Here is a 19,340-nt window from a genome sequence, read left to right as displayed (position 1 = left end):
GCACCCCTGCGGAAGGACTCCATGCATCCGATCAGCAGACGTCGTCTGCTCCAGGGCTGCGTCGCGGCCGGCGCACTGGCACTGCCGGGGGCTCTGGGCGGCGCGGTCGCCACCGCCGCTCCGCCCCCGCCCCACCGGTGGATCGGCGCGGGGCCCTTCAGGCACGTCCACGATCCGTCCACTTCCGGTGGGCGGCGCTACCTGAACGATCACACGCTGATCAAGGCAGCCGGCCGGTGGCACCTGTTCGGCATCGTCGGTGCCGGTGCGCCTCCCGGCCAAGCCCCCGACAGCGCCGCCGAGATCTCCTTCGCCCATGCCTCGGCCCCGGATCTGTACGGACCGTGGACCACGCACGCCGACGCGCTGACCGTCGACCCGGCCTACTTCGGAGAGGAACACCTCTGGGCGCCGCACGTCATCGAGGCGGACGGCACGTGCTGGATGTTCTATGCCGCCGGTGGCCGCAGTGGTGCCGCGATCAACCTCGCCACCTCGACCGACCTGTTCACCTGGACGCGGCACCCGAGCGGCCCCCTCTTCCGTGGGCGCGTGGCGCGCGACCCCATGGTGGTGAGGATCGCCGGCCAGTGGGTGATGTACTACACCGAACTGTCCGGCCAGGACGGCCGGCACACGGTGGCCTTCCGGCGCTCCGACGACCTGTTGCACTGGAGTGAACCAGGAATCGCGTTCACCGACGCGACCACCTCCGCGACGGTATCGGTCACCGAGTCGCCCTTCGTCGTCGAGCGGGACGGCTGGTACTACCTGTTCATCGGGCCCCGCAACGGCTACGACGGCACCGACGTGTTCGCGTCCCGGAACCCGTTCTCCTTCGGCCTCGACGGTTACGCGGGCCATGTGCCCGGTCACGCGGTCGAGGTGGTCACCGACGGACAGGAATGGCATGCGAGTGCCGCGGGCTGGTTCCACCAGGGGCTGTACCTGGCCCCCTTGCGGTGGCGGGACACACCACCGCCCTGGCAGAGCGCCGACAACCCCGCCGCCGGACTGGATGTCGCCGGGCGGCTGACCGTGTTCGCGCTGGACGCGAACGACGGTTCCCTGATGCGCCGCGTCCAACTCGACCCGCGGGCCGACACGTGGTCGCCGTGGGAGTCGTTCGGCGGGCCGGCCGGGGCGGTTCCCACGCTCGGCCGCGACACCGACGGCCGCCTGGAGGTGTTCTCCCTCGCCCCGGGCGGTGCCAACCTGCACCACCGGGTGCAGCGGCCGGACGGGGGCTGGCACGACTGGGAGGAGTTCGGCGGCCCGGCAGGCGCTGCCCCCGCCGTCGCCCGCAACGCCGACGGCAGACTGGAGGTCTTCGCGCTCGGCCCGGCCGGCACGGGCATCGCCCGGCGACGACAGGCCTCACCCGGATCACTGACCTGGGACGCGTGGGACGGCGGCTTCGGCGGGCCCGCGGGTGCGCCGCCCGTCGTCGCGGCCAACGCCGACGGCCGGTTGGAAGTCTTCGCCCTCGCACCCGGTGGCGCCGGAATCTACCACCGGTGGCAGGAGACACCCAATGGCGCCTGGGCGCAGTGGAACCGCTACGGCACCGCGGCCGGCACGGCGCCGCGCGTGGCACGCGACGGCAGCGGCAGGCTCACCGTCGCCGCGACGGCCCCGTCCGGTGTGGCGACGTTCTCCCGGCGTCAGACCGTGCCGAGCGGAGGCTGGGACGGCTGGCAGCCGATGTTCGGCTGGACCGCCACGGCCCCGGCGCTCGTCGCCGACGCCGACGGCAGGCTCGACGCCTTCGCCCTGTCTCCCGGCGGCGCCCGGCTCAGCCATCGTCGGCAGGTCACCCCCGGCGGTGGCTGGGATCCCGCTGACGACTTCGGCGAGCCCGGCGTCCGGCTCGTGGCCGTGCCCACGGCCACGGCCGATGCCACCGGAAGGATTCACGTCTTCGCCGTCACCACCCAAGGGCGAATACGCACCCGTGTACTGGACCGGCCCGGCAGCGGCTGGCGCCCGTGGACCGCATTCGGCGACCGCACCGTCGCGCCCGTCCCGTCGGGGAGTCCCGCCTACTGGGCTTGAACTCGCTTGTGGTGCGCGATGGCACCCTGACCGGCGGTGGGCAAGCTATCGAGGTGCGATCGCCTTGACCCTGTCGTCGACAGTGACAACATCCGCCCACTGCGGAAACAGTCGCTCGATGAGAACCCGGTGCACCTCCGGGTCGGTGTCCGGACAGGCATCGGAGAGGACGGTCAGGCCGAAGTCCAGGTCGTTCGCCTGGCACAGGGTGGACAACACCACAGCGCTGGTGGCGATGCCGGTGAGCACGAGGCTGTCGATACGGCGCGCCCTCGACGAATGGCCGGCCTGTGCGATGGCGCTGAGAGCCCTGTTGCGCGTGCCGACTTCCGGGAAGCCGGGACGTAGCGCGATGACCACAGAGATCACGGGGATGTCCGCCGCCCGGGCAGCGTCGATCGCCCTGCGCAGGCGTGGCAGATACCCGGAGTCGCCGCCGACGATGTCCACCTCATGTCGCCTCCAGGAACGAAGACGGTGCGGCGTCTGGAGCGGATGCGGGCAGGTGGATGTCCAGGAGGCACACGTCGTCCCCCTGCTCGTCCGGGAGGAGGACACGGGACAGCAGGGTGTCGAGCGAGCCGGGGCTGTCCGCGGACAGCTCGGTCTCGGCGGCGCGGGCGAGGCGGGCCAGGCCCTCGTCCAAGTGCTCCCCGGGGCGCTCGATCAGGCCGTCGGTGTACAGCAGCAGGTGGTCGCCGGGAGCGATCCGGCACACCGCCTCGCTGAAGGAGGGCCGCAGCGTGGCGCCGAGCAGAATGCCCTCGGGCGGGGAGAGGAACTCCGCCTTCCCGTCGCGCACGAGCAGGGGCGGTGGGTGGCCCGCCTGGACCCAGGTCAGGCAGCGCTCGGCGGGGTCGTAGCGGCCGAGCACGAGGGTGGCGGTCGCGTGGTGGTCGCGGGTGTGCAGGAGCAGGGTGTTGAGCCGCTGCAGCGCACCGGTGAGCGACGATCCGGTGACGATCATGCCCTTGGCCGTGAAGCGCAGCTGAGCCATCGTGGCCACCGCGTCGATGCCGTGTCCGGCCACGTCACCGACCGCGAAGAGGATGCCGCCGCCGGGCATTTCGAGGGCGCTGTACCAGTCGCCGCCCACATTGAGATCGTCGTGGGAGGGGAGGTAGGCGACGTCGACGCGCAGATCGCCCAGGTTCAGCGACTGTCCGGGCAGCGGCAGCAGGGCGTGCTGCAGACGGGCGGCGACGGTCCGTTCCGCCTGCAGGACGTTGCGCTGGGCCAGGACGGCCTGCCGGCTCGCCGTCAGGGCCAGTTCGGCGGTGCGTTGCGCTGTGACGTCCTGGACGAAACCGTGCACTTCGACGGGGGTGCCTTGGGCGTCCGGCACCGCCTCGGCGACGACCCGCAGATGCCGGACGCCGCTCCGCGTCGTGATCCGGACCTGGTGGTCGACGGGGGTGCCCGTGTCCAGGAGCTTCTGGAGCGCGCCGGTGAAGTCCGGGGCGTCCTCGGGCAGGACGTCCCCGGGGAAGGCGTCGAGGGGCAGCGGGCCCCATTCCGCGTCGCGGTCGAGGACGGCGTGGACCTGGGGCGACCAGGTGATGGCGCCCGTGACGAGGTTCCAGTCCGTCCAGCCGAGATTGCCGAGCCGTTGCAGATCGGCCAGGAGGGCCTGCTGCCGGGCGACGTCGTCGTGGCCCACCCAGGTGACCACGAGGGCGTCACCGAGTTTCACCGCGCGGACGGAATAGACGGAGCGCTGCCGCAGGCCGGCGGTGACCTCCTCGTAGGTGAAGGGCTCGCCCTCGTACGGCGTCCCCGTGGTGAGCGTTTGCAGGTAGCCCTGCCAGACGTCGGCGCCGGCCACAGTGGGGTAGCACTCCAGGACCCGCAGCCCGACCAGCCGACGGCCGCGTCGGCCGGCGACGTCGACGGATTGCGGCGCGGCGGCGTCGATGCGGAAGTCCTCGACCTCACCCGCAGGTGACCGCAGGGGGGTGAGGAGGATGGCGGGGCCCGGGAGGACGTCGAAGACGGCCTGGACGAGTGCGGCCGTGCCGGCTTCGGGGCTTCCCGGCCAGTCAGGCTGCCCGGCCGCCGGGAGGGAAGCGGATGCTTCCGGGGCCCCGGACCTCACAGGCCGCCTGGGTGGCCCGGGTCGTCTGTCCCGCCGGAGGGGAGCCGTGCGCGCGTCCCCTGTGCGGAGGCTCCCGGCGCACAGCTGGGCGACGGACCTCAGCAGCTCGCGCACGTCCTCGTCGAAGGGGGCGTCCATCGTGCGCAGGACGCCGAGGGCCGCGGTGACCCTGCCGCCGGTGGTGACCGGGAGCCAGGCGCGGGTGCGCCACTTCTGCGGCGGCTGCCCGATCAGGTGGTAGCGCTGTGCGTCCTGTGCCGGGTCCTCCAGCCATATGGCTTCGCCGCGGCGGACGGTGTCCAGGGCGGCGATGCCGCTGACGGGCGGCACGGACCGCCACTGGTCGGCGACAGCGGCTCCGACGCCCGCGTGCCCGGCGAGCTCCAGGGCGTCGTGCACGGTGCGGGAGAAGAGGAGGACGGCGTCGGCCCGGACCGGGGGTCCGGCCAGGTGGTCCAGCAGCCGTTCCGCGACATCCTGCGGGCAGGTGGCACCGGTGAGTGCCCTGCTGAGGTCGCCGAGGAGTGCGGGGCGGGAGGGCGGGTGCGGTTCCGTGCCGGATTCCGGCACCGGAACGTCCGTGACGCCCTGGGAGCGGAGGACATCCGTGCCGCTCTGGGCGGGGAGGAAGGGCGGGTGGGCCGCCTGCGGCGTGTCACCGAGGGCGATCCAGCACTCCTCGGTCAGCGTGCGCCCGTCGGCTCGCGCCCGCCGCGTCAGCTCCTCGTGTGCTTCCGCGGCGGAGCACCCCGACCGTGCCATCAGCAGGCCTGTGGCGCGCTCCAGTACGGCCGCGGTGGACGCCTGGTGGCGCAGGCGCTCGTTTTCGGCGCGTAGCGTGGCCACGACCTTGGCCAGCGCGACGACGTCGGGTGCGACGCCGGCATCCTCGTCCTTGACAGGTTCGCTCGTCACGTCACTGAGGATGTCACAGGCGCCGGCCGCAGGGACCGTGTGCGCAGGCGCCGGTAACCGGCTGGGCGAAGGAAGTCGTGCCCGGCTCGCGGCAGCAGGGACGGATCGTATACGTAGCGTACGAGCCGATATGCCGTCACTTCCACCGGCGAACCACACCATTCCGGGCTTCCGGACCGTAGGTGTTTCCCGCGCCGGGCTCCGCCCTGTTCGCAGATCGTTCGGGCTCCCACCTGCGGTGATGTGCCTCTCGGGTGTATCCGAGGAAGCTTCTCGAAGGGCCTGAAGGTCGCGTTCATGGCTCATTCGGTCGGGGATTCGATGAACCACCCACCCCGAGATTCATCACTTCGAGGTGCTGTCGTCCACAGCGGGAGATGCTGACGCCGGAAAGGCCGGGCCGCGGTCCTTCATGTCGGCGACCGCGGAGAAAAAGGCTTGCGGGCGACCGCGCGGAGCCTGATACGGTCGCATCGGCAGTGATCCTTCGTAGAGGAGTCCAGACATGGCGGGTGACGACGACATCTCCGGGTGATACCCGGATCCGATCGACCACCGGCAGGCGCGCCCTTGGCAGTGCCGCCGCTGTGGTCATCTCGTCGCACCCTCGTTCCTGTCTCAGGGCCAGCGCCTTTCGCATCACGATTCCCGCACAGCGGTTTCCTCGTGGAGCGGCCTGCCCTCTTTCCCTCATGAGGTCATCTCCATGTCCGACGCTTCCGTCATCTGCTCCCAGCTCACCTTCTCCTGGCCCGACGACACCCCGGTCTTCGAGGGCCTGTCCTTCACCCTCGGCGCCGGCCGCACGGGCCTTGTCGCACCCAACGGTTCCGGCAAGAGCACCCTGCTGAAGCTGATCGCCGGTGAACTGCGCCCCGCAGCAGGGTCATTGACCGCGCACGGCCTGATCGGCTATCTCCCGCAGAACCTCCCCCTGGTCGGTGAACCGACGGTGGCCGAGGTCCTGGGTGTCGACGCGGTGATCCGTGCCATCGACGCCGTCGAGTCCGGTGACGTGAGTGAGGAGCACTTCACGGCCATCGGTGACGACTGGGACATCGAAGAGCGCACTCGCGCCCAACTCGACCGGCTCGGCCTCGGCCATCTGGCCCTCGACCGGCGCCTGGGCACCCTCAGTGGCGGACAGATCGTCAGCCTCGGTCTGGCGGCCCAGTTGCTCAAGCGCCCCGACGTGCTCCTGCTGGACGAACCGACCAACAACCTCGATCTCGAAGCCCGCCACAAGCTCTACGACGTGCTCTCGGACTGGAACGGCAGTCTGCTGCTCGTCAGCCACGACCGCGCCCTGCTGGACCGCATGGAGCGCATCGCCGAACTCGACCGCGGTGACATGCGGCTGTACGGAGGCAACTTCACCCAGTACGAGCAGGCCGTACGAGCCGAGCGGGAGGTCGCGGAGAAGAACGTACGCAACGCCGAACAGGAGCTGAAGAGGGAGAAGCGCGAGATGCAGCAGGCCCGCGAACGGGCCGATCGCCGCGCGAGCAACGCCGCCCGCAACCTCAAGAGCGCCGGCCTGCCGCGCATCTTCGCCGGGAACATGAAGCGCGGTGCCCAGGAATCCGCCGGCCGGGCGGGCCAGATGCACGCCACCCGTGTCCACGAGGCACAGGCCCGGCTCGACGAAGCGGGACGCGCCCTGCGGGACGAGCAGCGGCTCGTCCTGGAGCTGCCCGACACCGACGTCCCCGCCGGACGCACCGTCATTCTTGGCGAGCGGATGCAGATCCGCCACGGCGAGCGGAACCTGTTCGCGGGGGCCGGTGTCGATCTCGCGATCCGCGGGCCCGAGCGCATCGCGCTCACCGGACCCAACGGCGCCGGCAAGACCACGCTGTTGCGCCTGATCGCCGGTGACCTCACCCCGGACAGCGGGAACATCAAGCGTGCCGACGGGCGGATCGCCTCCCTGTCACAGCGTCTGGATCTGCTCGACCCCGATCGCACCGTGGCGGAGAACTTCGCGGTGTTCGCCCCGCACCGGCCGGAGGCGGAGCGGATGAACCTGCTCGCGCGCTTCCTGTTCCGCGGTTCCCGAGCGCACCTGCCCGTGCGCGTACTCTCCGGCGGCGAACGCCTGCGTGCCACGCTCGCCTGCGTCCTGTGTGCCGAACCGGCCCCGCAGCTGCTGCTGTTGGACGAGCCGACGAACAACCTCGACCTGGTCGGTGTGGGCCAGCTGGAGAGCGCCCTCGCGTGTTATCGCGGCGCGTTCGTGGTGGTCAGTCACGACGAGCGCTTCCTGACACGGATCGGCGTCGGCCGATGGCTGCGGGTCGCCGCCGGCGAGCTGACGGAGACGGGGGCACCGCACGCCTGAGCCGGAGCTGCTGAGCGGACCGGACCTAGATCTCGGGAAGGGAAGGATCGGGCGTCCAGGGGGACGGCGCGGCGATGGACCAACGTTCGTGGTCGCGCCAGGCCCCGTTGATATAGAGATAGGCGGGTGACAGGCCTTCGTAGCGAAAGCCCAGGCGCCCGACCAAGGCCAAGGACGCCTCGTTCGCCGGTTGGATGCTCGCTTCCAGCCGGTGGAGCCGCAGGTCGTTGAAGGCGTGCCGCAAAGTGACGGTGAGTCCTTCGGTCATGTAACCCCGCCCGGCGGACGGGGCGAAGGCCGCATAGCCGAGGGACGCGCCCTGGTAACGGCCCCGGATGATCGAGTTGATGTTGACCATGCCGGCAGCCGCACCGGTCTCCCGAACGCGGACCACAAAGCCCTGGTTGGTGCCGTCGTCGAATCGGCGCATCCAGCCACGGAATTCCTCCGCGGTCGCGGGCAGTTGGATCCACGGCGCATGGAGCTCGGTGCTGGCCCTCACGAGCGAGCAGAACTCGTCCTGGTCGGCGAGGGTGAGCGGGCACAGTTCGACCCGTGACGGCAGGTTGGGCATGGGGCAATGGTAGAGGGCTCTCCGAACGGAAGATCATATGAGTGGTCCACTCGGTCATAGCCGGTGACCGGCCGTCACATCCGGCTGCCGCAGACCGCGGAGCATCACTCTGTGGTGTTAATTTCCTGGGCATCATGAGGCCCGAACGGGTGAATTTATGCGTCCATCTGCCGGTATCGGGCATGAAGCCGGTCCTGTCATGACGGCTCGGGAGGCCAACGTGAAGCTCACCCGGAAGACCGTAGGGGCGGCCCTCGCCGCAGTGGCCCTCACCGCAGGAATGACAAGCACCGCCGAGCAGGCCACCGCCAAGGCGCCCATGGCTCACACCGGTGTCCAGGGCGCCCCCGTCGTCGTGCCGGCGCATGCGACCAGGACGGCCACGGTGACCTGCCCGGCTGGTCAGCAGGTGAGCGGGGGCGGTGGCGTGGTCGACGGAGGTGGTCTGTTGCTGACCGGGTCGAACCCCAACGGCAGAGCCTGGGAGGCCAAGTTCAGTAACGACTCCAATGTCCAGCGCACAGGATCGGCCTTCGCCGTCTGCACCGATCTCACGCAGAGCGTCTTCCGGAGCAGCACGGTGATCATCACTCCGGGCAGCAACCAGGCCCAGGTCGTGCGGTGCCCGCCCGGGCAGAACCCCACCGGCGGCGGTTTCACGACGACCGGCACCGACGTCCCCGCCCGGATCATCTCCAGTACGCAGGAGAGCTGGCACGTCAGGGCGGTCAACAACGGCACCGCGACACAGGACATGCAAGCGGTCGTGCTCTGCTCCGGGGTCCCGCACGAGAACAGGCTCGGTACTCCTGTGACCGTCCCGGCCGGAGGGGAGGTCACCGCCACGGTGAACTGCCCCGCAAACCAGGTGGCCTCGGGCGGTGCGGGCCAAGGCAATGGCAACGCCACCTTCATCGCTGATTCCCGTGCGCTCCCCGACGTCCGCGGATGGCAGATCCGCGGGGTGAACCGGGACAACGTCTCCCGCACCTTCATCGCCCAGGTGATCTGCACAGCGCCTTGATCAAGGTCGCGGTGCTCTCCAGGAACGCCTCCGCGCCGTCGGGCCGTTCGGCCCGACGTGGCCGTGGGGCGGAAGATCGAAGCCGACCTCCGCGCCGCCGCCGTCCGCCGTGGTGGCGAAGACGGTTCCGGCGTCGGCGGTGATGATGTCGTGCACGATGGCCAGACCCAGACCGGACCCGGGCGTCGCCTGGGTCCTGGTGCCACGGTAGAAGCGGTCGAAGACGGCGTGCCGCTCGCCGGGCGCGATGCCCGGGCCCTGATCCCGTACGGCCAGTCTGCCGCCGCTGACGTGTACGGCGACGGGGGTGCCCTCGGGGCTGAACTTCACCGCGTTGCTCAGCAGATTGTCGATGCACCTCTGGAGCGCGCGCGGCCGGGCGCGCACCGGCACCGGCGGATTCGCGTCGTCCTCGACGACGATGACGGTGCGCCCGGTCCGCAGACGGAAGCGCTGCGCGCTGTCCTCCGCGGCGACGGCCAGGTCGACGGCCTCGGGCTCCTCTTCCGTGCAGCGGTCGGTGGCCAACTCGACGAGCTCGCGGACCAGGTCGTCGAGGGCGGCGGTCTCGGTGACCAGGGTGGTGAGGATCTGCTCCTCGTCCTTGGGGTCGAGCCTGCCGCGCGCCCGCTGGAGCAGCTCGGCGCTCCCGCGCACCGAGGTGAGCGGCGTGCGCAGTTCATGGCTGGCGTCCTGGACCAATTGCTGCTGCTGGGCGCGGGAGCGGCGCAGCGCGGCGAGCATGTGCGCGAAGCTGTGCGTCAGTTGGCCGATCTCGTCGGATCCGGCGGGTGGCAGCGGGGTGGTGAGGTCCTGCGTGGTGGTGATGCGCCGGGTGGCGCCGGCCAGCCGGCGGACCGGCCGCAGGACTCGGCCGAGGACGAGCCAGCCGAGGAGGGCCGCGAAGCCGATGGCGGCCGCTGTGGTCCAGGAGATCCGCCACAGGGACCGGTGGTCGACGCGTGCGGCGCCCTCGTAGCTCTGGCCGACCATCACCGCCCCGCCGCCGGGCAACGGCCTGGTCAGGATGCCGTACTCGGTGCCGGAGACGACGACGTCCGCACGGCTCTCGCCCTTCCCCGTCCGGGCCACGCGCAGCGCGTCCGCAGAGACCGGCAGGGCGTCACGGCCGGGCGCCAGGGGCCTGATCCCACCCCGGGCGGACACGACCTGCTCGATCATGTCCGGCCGGGTGGGCGGGGTCAGGTCGGCGGCGAGGAGGGTGACGACGGTGTTGGTACGGTCGTCGAGGCCCCGCTCGAGCTCGTCGGCGACCAGGTCGCTCACGCCCCGGTACGACATGAAGGCGGCGAGGGAAATGGCGAGCGCGGCGGCCGCGGCGACAACGGCGGTGATCTTCGTGCGGAGCATCACGCGGGCCGGATCGTGTAACCGACGTTACGGACGGTGTGGATCAGCCGGGGCTCGCCGCCCTGCTCGGTCTTCTGGCGCAGATAACCGATGTAGACATCGAGGGAACGGGACGTTGTGTCGAAGTCGAAGCCCCAGATGCGCTCGTACATCTGCGACCGGGTGAGGACCACGCCCACGTGGCACAGCAGCAGTTCCAGCACGTCGAACTCGGTCTTCGTCAGGTCCAGCCGCCGCTCCCCGCGGAACGCCTGCCGGGACGCGGGGTCCAGGGTGAGGTCCGCGACCGTCAACGCCCCGCTGTCCTCCGGCGGCTCGGTGCGCCGCAGCAGCGCACGGATGCGGGCGAAGAGCTCCTCGGTCGCGAACGGCTTGGCCAGATAGTCGTCGGCGCCCGCGTCGAGCCCCGCGACCCGGTCGCCGACCTCGTGCCGGGCGGTCAGCACCAGGACGGGCAGCCGGTCGCCGCGCCTGCGCAGCATCCGGCACAGACCGAGACCGTCGAGGCCCGGCATGACCACATCCACCACCGCCAGATCGGGCTGCTCCTGCTCCAGGAGGCCGAGGGCCTCCAGACCGTCGGAGGCCAGAAGCACCCGGTAGCCCTCGAAGCGCAGCAACTGGTCCAGGGTGCTGCGCACGCCCGGGTCGTCCTCGACGACCAGCACCGTCCGGCGGTGCCCCATGTCTTCAGTCATGTGATCATCTTCGTCGGTGGCGGAAGCGGGGCGACAAGGTGGCGCAATCGTGGTGTACGCGGCCACCACGTCGGCCGTCAGCCGCGGACCGGGGAGACGGTGATCGGCGGGAGAGTACGCAGGCAGGAGGTGTCGCCCGGCTCGCCGGTGCGGAGGAAGTGCGAGGAGACCCCGGTGACACAGCGGCTCAGCTCCAGCTCGGGAACGTGACCCATGTTGCGGACCGAGAGGAACCGGCTGTCGCGGAACTGCTCGGCGGCCTTCTTCCCACTCGCGTCGGGTGTGTTGGCGTCGAGGTCGCCGGAGAGCACGAGGACCGGGACGTCCGGCAGCTCGGGCTTCGTGGGCTGCGGGGCAGGGGTGTTCTCGCGCGGCCAGCCGATGCACACGTCGCCGGCGTCCGTGGTGCCCTCGGTGAAGCCCTTGGCGCTGAACGCCCCGTGCTCACCGGGGCGTACGGCGGCCAGCGCCGCGTTGTACTGGCGCCACCGCGCGGCCTGCGGTGCGTCCTTCGACCAGGCCTTGCGGTAGTCGTTGCAGGTGACCGCGATGTACGGCGCCTGGTCCACCGTGCTGCCCGTCTTCCCCTCCTCCTGCACCAATTTCCGCAGCGGCGCGGCGTCGCCCTTGACGAAGCGGTGGAGGGCGTGGGGCAGTCGGCCGAGCAGCGAGGGCTTCTCCGGCTCGAAGCCGACCTGGCTGCTGGCTGCCTCGAACAACAGGTTGGCGAGCTTGTCCTCGGTGAACTGCTTCGTGTAGACGCCGTGATCAGTGGTGATCGGCACGATGACGGGCCGGTCCCGCAGGCGTGCGGCCGTGGTGGCCAGGTCCTTCACGGCCTGCTTGCCGTCACACGCGACGGGGACGCTGCGCTCGCACACCCGGTGCAGGTTCAACGAGACCGCCTGGGCGCTGGGCCGCGCCAGCGGATCGAGCTGGAGGGGGTAGGCGCCGGACAGGACGATGGAGCGCACGCGCTCGGGGTGGCGGGAGGCGTACACGGGCATCAGGTACGTGCCGTAGGACAGTCCGTACAGGCTGAGCTTCCGCACGCCGAGGTGGGCGCGGATCGCGTCGATGTCGTCGGCGGTGGCCGCCGAGGTGTAACCGGCGGTCTTGGGACCGAGGTTCTCGGCGCACCGCTCGACCGCGGCCCGCTGCTGGGCCCGCGTTCCGAAGCGGTACTCGGCGTCGGTGACCCCGCACGGGATCGGCTGCGACTGGCCGGTGCCGCGCGGGTCGACGAGCAGCAGGTCGTGGTCCTTCAGCAGGCTCTCCAGGCCCCAGGCGAACGCCTCTGCCTTGTCGATCGAGGTCTCGCCCGGGCCGCCGGGGTTGACGGCGACGGTGCCCGTGGCGGGACCGGGCGCGCTGTGGCGTACGACCGCGTAACTCACCTCGACCGCGCCGAGGTCCGGCTTCCCCGCGACGAGCGGACGATCCAGCCGGCCGCAGTCCGCCTGGTGCCCGCCCACGGTCGGGCACCAGGCGGGTGCCACCGTGGCCGCGGGACCGCTCACGGGTGCGGACGCGGTGGCGGTCGCCGACGGCAGCACCGGGGCCAGCACCGCCGTCATGCTCACCACCAGACCCGCACGCCGCGCCGTGTTCCTGTACGTCATTTGCCTTCTCCTCTGCCATGCGTTCCTCAGGTGCGGGCACCACGTTGCCGGGCGCACTTCGCAGGCACGGCAGAGCGACGGCAAAAGCCTGTAAGAAAGGGAGCGGTGCGGGAGCGGCCGGTCGGTAGTGGATCGTCGACCGGCCTGGGGAATGCCGGTGTGTCGGGACGACGTTGGAGAACTCGCGGGTGCGTCCAGGCATCCGGAACCTGAGAGTGGGACCGGGCGGGAGCGATGACGGTGGCGATGCGGGCGGTTCCGCTGGTGGGCGGGCCGGTGGAGATACGGGGCGCGCTGGACCTGGAGACGACACAGGCGGGGGTGATGCCTCGCCGGTTGCCCGCGTGGACCAAGGAGCAGTACCAGGACCCGTCGGTCCACGGGGTGACCGTGATGCCCTCGGGGGTGCGGCTGGTGTTCCGCACGGACGCGCGTGAGGTGGAGTTCGACGTACTCACCTCCACGGGACAGCTCGACACCGATCCCCGGCCCCGCCCGACCGGGATGCTGGAACTAGTGGTGGACGGTGTGCCGGCCGGGCGTCGGCAAGCGCCGGTGGGCAACGTGGTGCGGATGGCGGGCCCCGGGGCCGTGCAGCGGGTGATCCCGGGCGAGCCGGGGACCGTACGGTTCGCAGGGCTGCCCGCCGGCATGAAGACGGTCGAGCTGTGGCTGCCGCAGCAGACCCCCACGGAACTGGTGGCGCTGCGGGCCGACGGCGAGGTGCTGGCGCCGTTGCCGGACGGGCGGCGCCGATGGGTGCACCACGGCAGTTCCATCAGCCACTGCATCGAGGCCGACGGACCGACCGGCACATGGCCGGTGGTGGCGGCCGGGCTCGGGGGAGTGGAGGTGATCAACCTCAGCCAGGCGGGTAACGCGATGCTGGATCCGTATGTCGCCCGGACGATCCGTGACATGCCCGCCGACCTGATCAGCCTCAAGGTGGGCATCAACATCGTGAGCCGGGCCGCCTTCCGGCTGCGGACGTTCGGCCCGGCGGTGCACGGGTTCCTGGACACGATCCGGGACGGGCACCCGGACACCCCGCTGCTGCTGGTGTCCCCGGTGAGCTGTCCGGCCCTTGAGGAAGCTCCCGGCCCGGCCGTGGAGGGCCCGGACGGGAAGCTCACAGCCCTGGGCGAGGTGGCCGAGGTGGCCGGTGGGGCGCTGTCGTTGACGGTGGTCCGTGCCGAGCTGGCCCGGATCGTGGCGGCCCGGCAGGCCTACGATCCCCGCCTTCACTATCTCGACGGACGCGAACTGCTCGGCCCGGACGAGGCGGACGACCTGCCCGACGGCCTTCACCCCACCGCCGCCGCCTACCGCCGGATGGGCAAGCGCTTCGCCGCCCGCGCCTTCGCGAACGGCGGGCCCTTTTCGCCGCATGACCAGGCCTGAGGAGCCGCCTGCCTGTGATCACGTATCAGCAGCGGTCGACGGGTTCGGCTCCGGTGAGTTCGTACGACGCCCTGGCATCCAGCAGCAGTGGCACCAGGGCCCGTAGGGGCTGGCGCAGCGGGACCAGTGCGCCGCCCGCGCGTGACGGGGTGGTCGCGATGCCGTGCAGGGCGAGTTCGTCCCGCGTGTCCGCGTACTGCTCGGCGGTCAGCCGGTAGGCACAGGGCGGGTCGGGCAGGGTCTGGTCAGGGGGTGCGGGTTCGTTGTCGGCGCCGCCGAGGTGGACCGGGCCCCGGTCGGCGAGGCCTTTGACGCGCGCCGCGGTCGTGGCCGAGGCGATGTGCCGACGTCGTTCGTCCGCGAAGGCGAACATCCCGTCGAGCGCGACGCGATGGGAACGCACACGACGCCGGTTGTTCAGGGCCGGGTCCGCTTTCTCGGCGTCCGTCTTCGGGTCGACGCGGCTCTCGATGAGCAGACCGACCGCGTGCTTGATACCGGAGGTGTTGCGCAGGATGCGCTCCTGCCCGTCGCCGGCGACCTGTTTGACGGGGTCGCCGGTGGCGGGGTCGGTCCAGATGCCGTAGGTGCCGGTGCTGTGCCCGGCGTCGTGCGCGGTGGGGCGCACATAGGCCGCCGAGAGGGCCTGCGCCTCCCGGTGCACGCGGGGGTCGGTGTTGAGGTTGCGGGGCCAGAGGTCGAACAGGTCCTTGTCGTAGTACGGCGGGGTGGCGCCGTACTCGTGCAGGTCGTAGACGATGTCGGGCCGGTGGTCCCGGATGACGGCGGCCAGGGCGCGGCTCTCGGCGGTCTTGAGGGCGATGTGGTCGCGGTTGATGTCGACGCCGTCCGCGTTGGTGCGCGTGTGCGCGGCGCGGCCGTCGGGGTTGACCGTGGGGACGACCAGGACGGTGGTGCGTTCGAGGAAGCGCAGCGTGGCCGCGTCCCTGGCATGGGCGAGGTCGCGGATGCGGATGAGGCAGGCTTCCCGGCCGGCGGGTTCGTCGCCGTGCTGGCTGCAGGCGAGAAGGATCGTTTCAGCGGTGCGATGGGCGGGGCCGATGCGGACCAGTTGGAGCGGTCGGCCCTGACCGGTGGTGCCGATACGGCGGACGGCGACGCGGTCGCTCGACCGGTCGAGGACGGCCAGGAGGCGCTGTTCCTCGGCCTGGGAGGTCCAGCGGGTCCCGTTGCTGAGTTCGAAGCCGGTGCGGTGCGGGGTGCGGGCGGCCTGGGCCGGTGTCTGGACCATCGTCAGGGCGAGAGCGGCGGTGGTGAAGCCGATGGCGAGGCTGCGGATGCGGGCCGTCATCGGCGGGCGCCTTCGGGGCAGGATCGGCCGGCCGGCCGAACGGGGCGGCATGCGGCCGCTGTTACGAGCCATCTGTACGTCATGCGGCTGCTGCGCGCGTATGCCCATGGGGCGGAAGGTACCCCGGTCCACTCCTGGGCAACAGAGCGCCGGACTTGTCGTCCCCGCCGCGCTCTTCGCCCCCTCACGGCAGGGGTGCGGAACGGGCTCGGAAGGGGCGGTGAGCGCGAAGGGCCGAGCGGCGGTTCCTGGTTACGGTCCGTCAGCTATTGCGCAACGTCACGGTGGGGCACAAGGATCAGCCCGGTACATTTCCGTTCTCTCAGGAGTCATCATGAAAAGACGTATGTTCCTCACCGGCGCCCTGCTGGGTGCCGCCGGACTCGCCGCTCTGCCGGCCGGCGCTTCGGCGGCCCCGGTGACGGTGAGCTCCCTGGACGGCCTCCAGAAGGCGATCGACCGCGCGGTGCCCGGCGATCGCATAGTCGTGGCCGACGGCACGTACACCGTCCCGTCGGGGGGTGCCCTTCGCGTCTCGGGGAAGAACGGCACCGGCGACGCACCCATCAGCATCGTCGCGGAGTCGCGCGGTGGCGTGGTGCTGCAGGGTGAGCGCGGCTTCGTCTTCAGTAATTCGAGCCATATCACGGTCAGCGGCTTCGCCTTCCGGCAGAGCAGCACCCTGGAGATTCCGGCGAATTCGTCGAACATCCGGCTGACGCGCAATGACTTCCGGTTCGCCGATGTCAGCGGTCTCGACTGGGTCGTCGTGCGGGGAAATGACGTCAAGATCGACCGGAACCGGTTCCACGACAGGACCACCGAAGGCATTTTCGTCGTCCTCGACGGCCCCGACGACAAGACCGTCGCTCAGAAGCTGCACCTGTTCAAGAACCACTTCTCCGGTCACAGCTTCGCCGGCGACAACGGCGGAGAGGCGGTCCGGCTCGGCGACAGCGCCCGGGCACTGCTCAGCGCCGGTGCGATCGTGGAATACAACCTGTTCGAGAAGTGCGACGGAGACCCCGAGGCCATCTCGGTGAAGACTTCGGACAACACCGTCCAGTACAACACCATTCGCAACAGCCGTGGCGGAATCGTGCTCCGGCACGGCAACAGTTCCACCGTGGCGGGCAACTACCTGCTCGGCGGCACGGAAGGCGTGCGGGTCTACGGGAACGACCATCTGGTCGTCAACAACTACCTCGGCGGTCTGTCGGGGCGTGCCCTGGTGATCGGCAGCGGCACCGTCCGTGACCACCACTCCGGCGAGTCGAAGAGCGAGAGGCGGGGCAACGACGCGTGCGACCGTGCGGTGATCGTGCACAACACGCTGGTCGGCAACAAGGGGACGCTCTCGGGCGAGGGGCGCGACCACGCGCCCCAGGATGTGGTCATCGCTGACAACCTCCTGGTCGCGAGCGCCGGCAGCCTGGTCGCGATGGGGAAGAGCACCGGATTCACCTGGCAGGGCAACATCCTGTGGGGCGCGGCGTCCGACGGCAACATCCCCTCCGGAGGATACCGCCGGGTCGACCCGCTGCTCCGGCAGGAATCCGACGGGGTGTTCCGGCTGTCGGCGGGCAGCCCCGCGATCGGAGCGGCGACGCTGAAGAGCACGTCCGTCGCCGAGGACATCGACGGTCATCCGCGCGGCAGCGCCCGTGACGTCGGCGCGGACCAGTACGCGACGTCGGCCCCGGTCCGCCGTCCCCTCGTGGCCGGGGACGTGGGCATGAACGCCTCGTGAGCGGGTGGCCGGGCGGCGGGTCGCCGCCGGCCGCAGGTGAAGGTCGTCACAGTGCATGAGTAGGCCCCGGGCCATGGGCGAGAGGATTCACTCCCGGCTCACGGCCCGGAGGCCTCGACTTCCGCACGCCCCGACGACCCTCGTGCCACCGGTGACCAGCGAGGCCCGCGCCGCTCGATGGCATGATCGGACTCTTGACAACCGTCCTCATCGCCCATACTTCACCGGAAAACAGAGCAAATCGTCACGAAGAGTGACCTCTCCGGCTAACGTCTAACAAATCGGTCAAACAATTGATACCTATAGTAACGCGGGTGTTTTCGCGAATAGACTGCAGAGCCACGTTCGCCGCGCGGCGTCGACCACGGGCGATCCTCTGGGCCACGGTCGGCGTGGTGACCCTCGGTTTCCTCATCACGCTGGAGATCGCCGCGCGTCGCTACGGCGGCGTACCGGGGCCGATGACCACCCAGGTGCGAGAGGTGATATTCGCCCCCAAGCCGGGGCCGCTGTATGCCGGTATGGCGTTGATGATGGTGGCGCTCACCTGGCGGGAGCGGTTCATCGCGGCCGGTGCCGCGATCGGCATCGACGTCGTCTTCGTGCTGGTGCGGTGGGCGGTCGACGCCGAGACGCCCGAGGGTCACTTCTTCGGCAACGGCGCGCTGTGGGTGATGCTGGGTTATGCCGTCATCGCTGTCACACGCCGCACCGGCCGGGAACGTGTCGTGCTGCTGCAGGCCGTCGGCCTGGGCCTGCTTCTGGTGGCCGGCCGCAAGACGGGCGACACCTGGCTGCTCATCACGGCGAAGACCCGCCCCGAGGTGCTCGACCCGTACCTGGCGACCGCCGATCACGCGCTGGGCAATCCGTCGTGGCTGGCAGGCCGGATCCTCGAGGCCACCGGCCCGATCGGCACCCATCTCCTCGACCTGGTCTACGCGCAACTCGCGGTGGCCGCGGTCGTCGTCGCGCTGTACCAGCTGCGCAATGTCGGGATCGAGCGCCGCTTTCCGAGCCATCATCTGGTGCGCACCTTTTTGGTGATCGGCCTCCTCGGGCCGGCCATCTACATGATCTTCCCGGTGGTCGGACCGATCTTCGCCTACGGCCCGGGCACCTCCGGCACCGGCGGCGTGCAGTGGGCCGTGGCCGACCTGTGGCCGAACACGCCGCCGCCGATCGCTGCCCCGCACCCGGTGCCGTACGACGGGATCACCCCTCGGAACTGCATGCCGAGCCTGCACACCGCCTGGGCTGTCGCGATCTTCATTCATTCCCGTAAGGGCCCGCGCGTTCTGCGCTACGCGGGCACGTTCTGGCTGATCGCCACGCTCGGCGCGACGCTGGGATTCGGCTACCACTACGGTGTGGATCTCGTGGCCGGAGTGGTCTTCGCGCTCACGATCGAGGCAGCGCTGCGCTCGCAGGAACGTGGCTGGGACCGGTCGGGAATCCAGCTGGTTGCCTACGGTGTCACGGTCTTCGCCGCACTCCTGGTGTCGTATCGCTATCTGCCGCTGGAGATGGCCGAGCACCCGTGGGTGTTCGGACCGCTTCTCCTTCTCGCGCCGGCCTCAGTGATCTACGGCTACGTACGGACCACCAGGCTGTGGGCGCCGAAGGCCGTACTGGTACGGCAGCAACCGGAACGGCAACCCGAACTCGTGTGAGTCAGGTTGTGGGCGAAGAGCGCGAAGGCCGGTGCGGTGGGTATGGCGGTGGCCGCGACGGCGGCCACCGTCGCGGCGGACAGGTCGAATGCGATATCCAAAAATGAATGCGCGTCCGTTTCTCTCTGCACTGGCGTGCGAGTTTTTCCTTCTCGCGAGAGATCGGAAATCACCCTGGCACCACCTGTAGCCGTCGATGGTATTGATTGGATTTATGGGAGGCCCTATTTCTCAGAGGGGTTGCGGCCCTTCTCGGGGGTGTGGCTAGTATGTTCATACGTTCAATGCCCTGGCTCGCGGATCCAATAGCGCGAGTTTCGCCGATTCGGGGCTTGAGTACGTGGTCCCCCCAATCGGTCAGGGCGACAGGTTCACCGACTCTGAGGAGACGTCATGAAGAAGGCGTACGAAGCGCCGACGCTCGTCCAGCTCGGCACCTTCCGCAAGAAGACGGGACTCCTGCGGTCCAGCGGTAACGACCGTCTGATCCTCAGCAAGAACTGAGGCGC

Annotated in this window: 14 protein-coding genes; 7 read left to right on the top strand and 7 right to left on the bottom strand. The window is 70.3% G+C overall.

All coding sequences use genetic code 11. The features are described from left to right. Window positions 1–21: 21 nt before the first annotated feature. On the top strand, window positions 22–2,055 hold the full coding sequence (locus AB8O64_RS04700) for a family 43 glycosylhydrolase (protein WP_370418007.1): 2,034 nt from the start codon (window positions 22–24) through the stop codon (window positions 2,053–2,055). A 45-nt stretch (window positions 2,056–2,100) separates the two neighbouring features. Here the strand turns inward: AB8O64_RS04700 and AB8O64_RS04695 are convergent, their stop codons facing one another. Next, a complete protein-coding gene (locus AB8O64_RS04695; protein WP_370418006.1) occupies window positions 2,101–2,505 on the bottom strand; it encodes an isochorismatase family protein in 405 nt (134 codons plus the stop codon). A 1-nt stretch (window position 2,506) separates the two neighbouring features. Then, on the bottom strand, window positions 2,507–5,065 hold the full coding sequence (locus AB8O64_RS04690; RefSeq protein ID WP_370418005.1) for a SpoIIE family protein phosphatase: 2,559 nt from the start codon (window positions 5,063–5,065) through the stop codon (window positions 2,507–2,509). A gap of 706 nt (window positions 5,066–5,771) precedes the next feature. Here AB8O64_RS04690 and abc-f point away from each other — a divergent pair. After that, complete coding sequence (gene abc-f, locus AB8O64_RS04685; RefSeq protein ID WP_370418004.1) at window positions 5,772–7,406, top strand: ribosomal protection-like ABC-F family protein; 1,635 nt, start codon at window positions 5,772–5,774, stop codon at window positions 7,404–7,406. Window positions 7,407–7,431: 25 nt separating this feature from the next. Here abc-f and AB8O64_RS04680 read toward each other — a convergent pair whose 3' ends face one another. Next, a complete protein-coding gene (locus tag AB8O64_RS04680) occupies window positions 7,432–7,980 on the bottom strand; it encodes a GNAT family N-acetyltransferase (RefSeq protein WP_370418003.1) in 549 nt (182 codons plus the stop codon). 199 nt (window positions 7,981–8,179) lie between these two features. Here AB8O64_RS04680 and AB8O64_RS04675 point away from each other — a divergent pair, with 199 nt between their 5' ends. Next, window positions 8,180–9,004: a hypothetical protein gene (locus AB8O64_RS04675; protein ID WP_370418002.1), complete on the top strand. Its 825-nt coding sequence runs from the start codon at window positions 8,180–8,182 to the stop codon at window positions 9,002–9,004. On the opposite strand, the gene AB8O64_RS04670 is transcribed toward AB8O64_RS04675, so the two are convergent. The 3 genes from AB8O64_RS04670 to AB8O64_RS04660 form a co-directional block, all read right to left on the bottom strand. Beyond that, window positions 9,005–10,375 (bottom strand): ATP-binding protein, encoded by a 1,371-nt coding sequence (locus AB8O64_RS04670; RefSeq protein WP_370423788.1) that lies wholly within the window; start codon window positions 10,373–10,375, stop codon window positions 9,005–9,007. It abuts the gene before it with no gap. Beyond that, on the bottom strand, window positions 10,375–11,073 hold the full coding sequence (locus tag AB8O64_RS04665; RefSeq protein WP_370418001.1) for a response regulator transcription factor: 699 nt from the start codon (window positions 11,071–11,073) through the stop codon (window positions 10,375–10,377). The genes AB8O64_RS04670 and AB8O64_RS04665 overlap by 1 nt, the downstream gene beginning before the upstream one ends. Before the next feature lie 77 nt (window positions 11,074–11,150). Next, a complete protein-coding gene (locus tag AB8O64_RS04660) occupies window positions 11,151–12,695 on the bottom strand; it encodes an alpha/beta fold hydrolase (protein ID WP_370418000.1) in 1,545 nt (514 codons plus the stop codon). Between the two features lie 234 nt (window positions 12,696–12,929). Here AB8O64_RS04660 and AB8O64_RS04655 point away from each other — a divergent pair, with 234 nt between their 5' ends. Continuing rightward, window positions 12,930–14,096, top strand: a complete 1,167-nt coding sequence (locus AB8O64_RS04655) for a GDSL-type esterase/lipase family protein (protein ID WP_370417999.1) — start codon at window positions 12,930–12,932, stop codon at window positions 14,094–14,096. 25 nt (window positions 14,097–14,121) lie between these two features. Here the strand turns inward: AB8O64_RS04655 and AB8O64_RS04650 are convergent, their stop codons facing one another. Continuing rightward, the gene (locus tag AB8O64_RS04650) at window positions 14,122–15,408 is read right to left on the bottom strand and encodes a M14 family metallocarboxypeptidase (protein WP_370417998.1); all 1,287 of its coding nucleotides are present in this window, start codon (window positions 15,406–15,408) and stop codon (window positions 14,122–14,124) included. Between the two features lie 334 nt (window positions 15,409–15,742). Here AB8O64_RS04650 and AB8O64_RS04645 point away from each other — a divergent pair, with 334 nt between their 5' ends. The 3 genes from AB8O64_RS04645 (at window position 15,743) to AB8O64_RS04635 (ending at window position 19,335) form a co-directional block, all read left to right on the top strand. Then, window positions 15,743–17,158, top strand: a complete 1,416-nt coding sequence (locus AB8O64_RS04645) for a chondroitinase-B domain-containing protein (protein WP_370417997.1) — start codon at window positions 15,743–15,745, stop codon at window positions 17,156–17,158. Window positions 17,159–17,472: 314 nt separating this feature from the next. Next, entirely contained in the window at window positions 17,473–18,831 is a 1,359-nt protein-coding gene (locus tag AB8O64_RS04640) for a phosphatase PAP2 family protein (protein ID WP_370417996.1), read from the top strand. A 393-nt stretch (window positions 18,832–19,224) separates the two neighbouring features. Then, entirely contained in the window at window positions 19,225–19,335 is a 111-nt protein-coding gene (locus AB8O64_RS04635; RefSeq protein ID WP_130876455.1) for a keywimysin-related RiPP, read from the top strand. Window positions 19,336–19,340: the final 5 nt, after the last annotated feature.

Origin of the sequence: Streptomyces sp. QH1-20 (assembly GCF_041283565.1) — a bacterium.
Lineage (GTDB): Bacteria > Actinomycetota > Actinomycetes > Streptomycetales > Streptomycetaceae > Streptomyces > Streptomyces syringius.
This window is presented reverse-complemented; position numbering and strand designations above follow the sequence as displayed.

Bases quoted from the DNA above. Each gene is read 5' to 3' on its own strand.
- AB8O64_RS04670 (WP_370423788.1), bottom strand. From the start codon at position 10,375: ATGCTCCGCACGAAGATCACCGCCGTTGTCGCCGCGGCCGCCGCGCTC.
- AB8O64_RS04650 (WP_370417998.1), bottom strand. From the start codon at position 15,408: ATGACGGCCCGCATCCGCAGCCTCGCCATCGGCTTCACCACCGCCGCT.
- AB8O64_RS04655 (WP_370417999.1), top strand. From the start codon at position 12,930: ATGACGGTGGCGATGCGGGCGGTTCCGCTGGTGGGCGGGCCGGTGGAG.
- AB8O64_RS04665 (WP_370418001.1), bottom strand. From the start codon at position 11,073: ATGACTGAAGACATGGGGCACCGCCGGACGGTGCTGGTCGTCGAGGAC.
- AB8O64_RS04645 (WP_370417997.1), top strand. From the start codon at position 15,743: ATGAAAAGACGTATGTTCCTCACCGGCGCCCTGCTGGGTGCCGCCGGA.
- AB8O64_RS04675 (WP_370418002.1), top strand. From the start codon at position 8,180: ATGACGGCTCGGGAGGCCAACGTGAAGCTCACCCGGAAGACCGTAGGG.
- AB8O64_RS04635 (WP_130876455.1), top strand. From the start codon at position 19,225: ATGAAGAAGGCGTACGAAGCGCCGACGCTCGTCCAGCTCGGCACCTTC.
- AB8O64_RS04680 (WP_370418003.1), bottom strand. From the start codon at position 7,980: ATGCCCAACCTGCCGTCACGGGTCGAACTGTGCCCGCTCACCCTCGCC.
- AB8O64_RS04660 (WP_370418000.1), bottom strand. From the start codon at position 12,695: ATGACGTACAGGAACACGGCGCGGCGTGCGGGTCTGGTGGTGAGCATG.
- abc-f (WP_370418004.1), top strand. From the start codon at position 5,772: ATGTCCGACGCTTCCGTCATCTGCTCCCAGCTCACCTTCTCCTGGCCC.
- AB8O64_RS04700 (WP_370418007.1), top strand. From the start codon at position 22: ATGCATCCGATCAGCAGACGTCGTCTGCTCCAGGGCTGCGTCGCGGCC.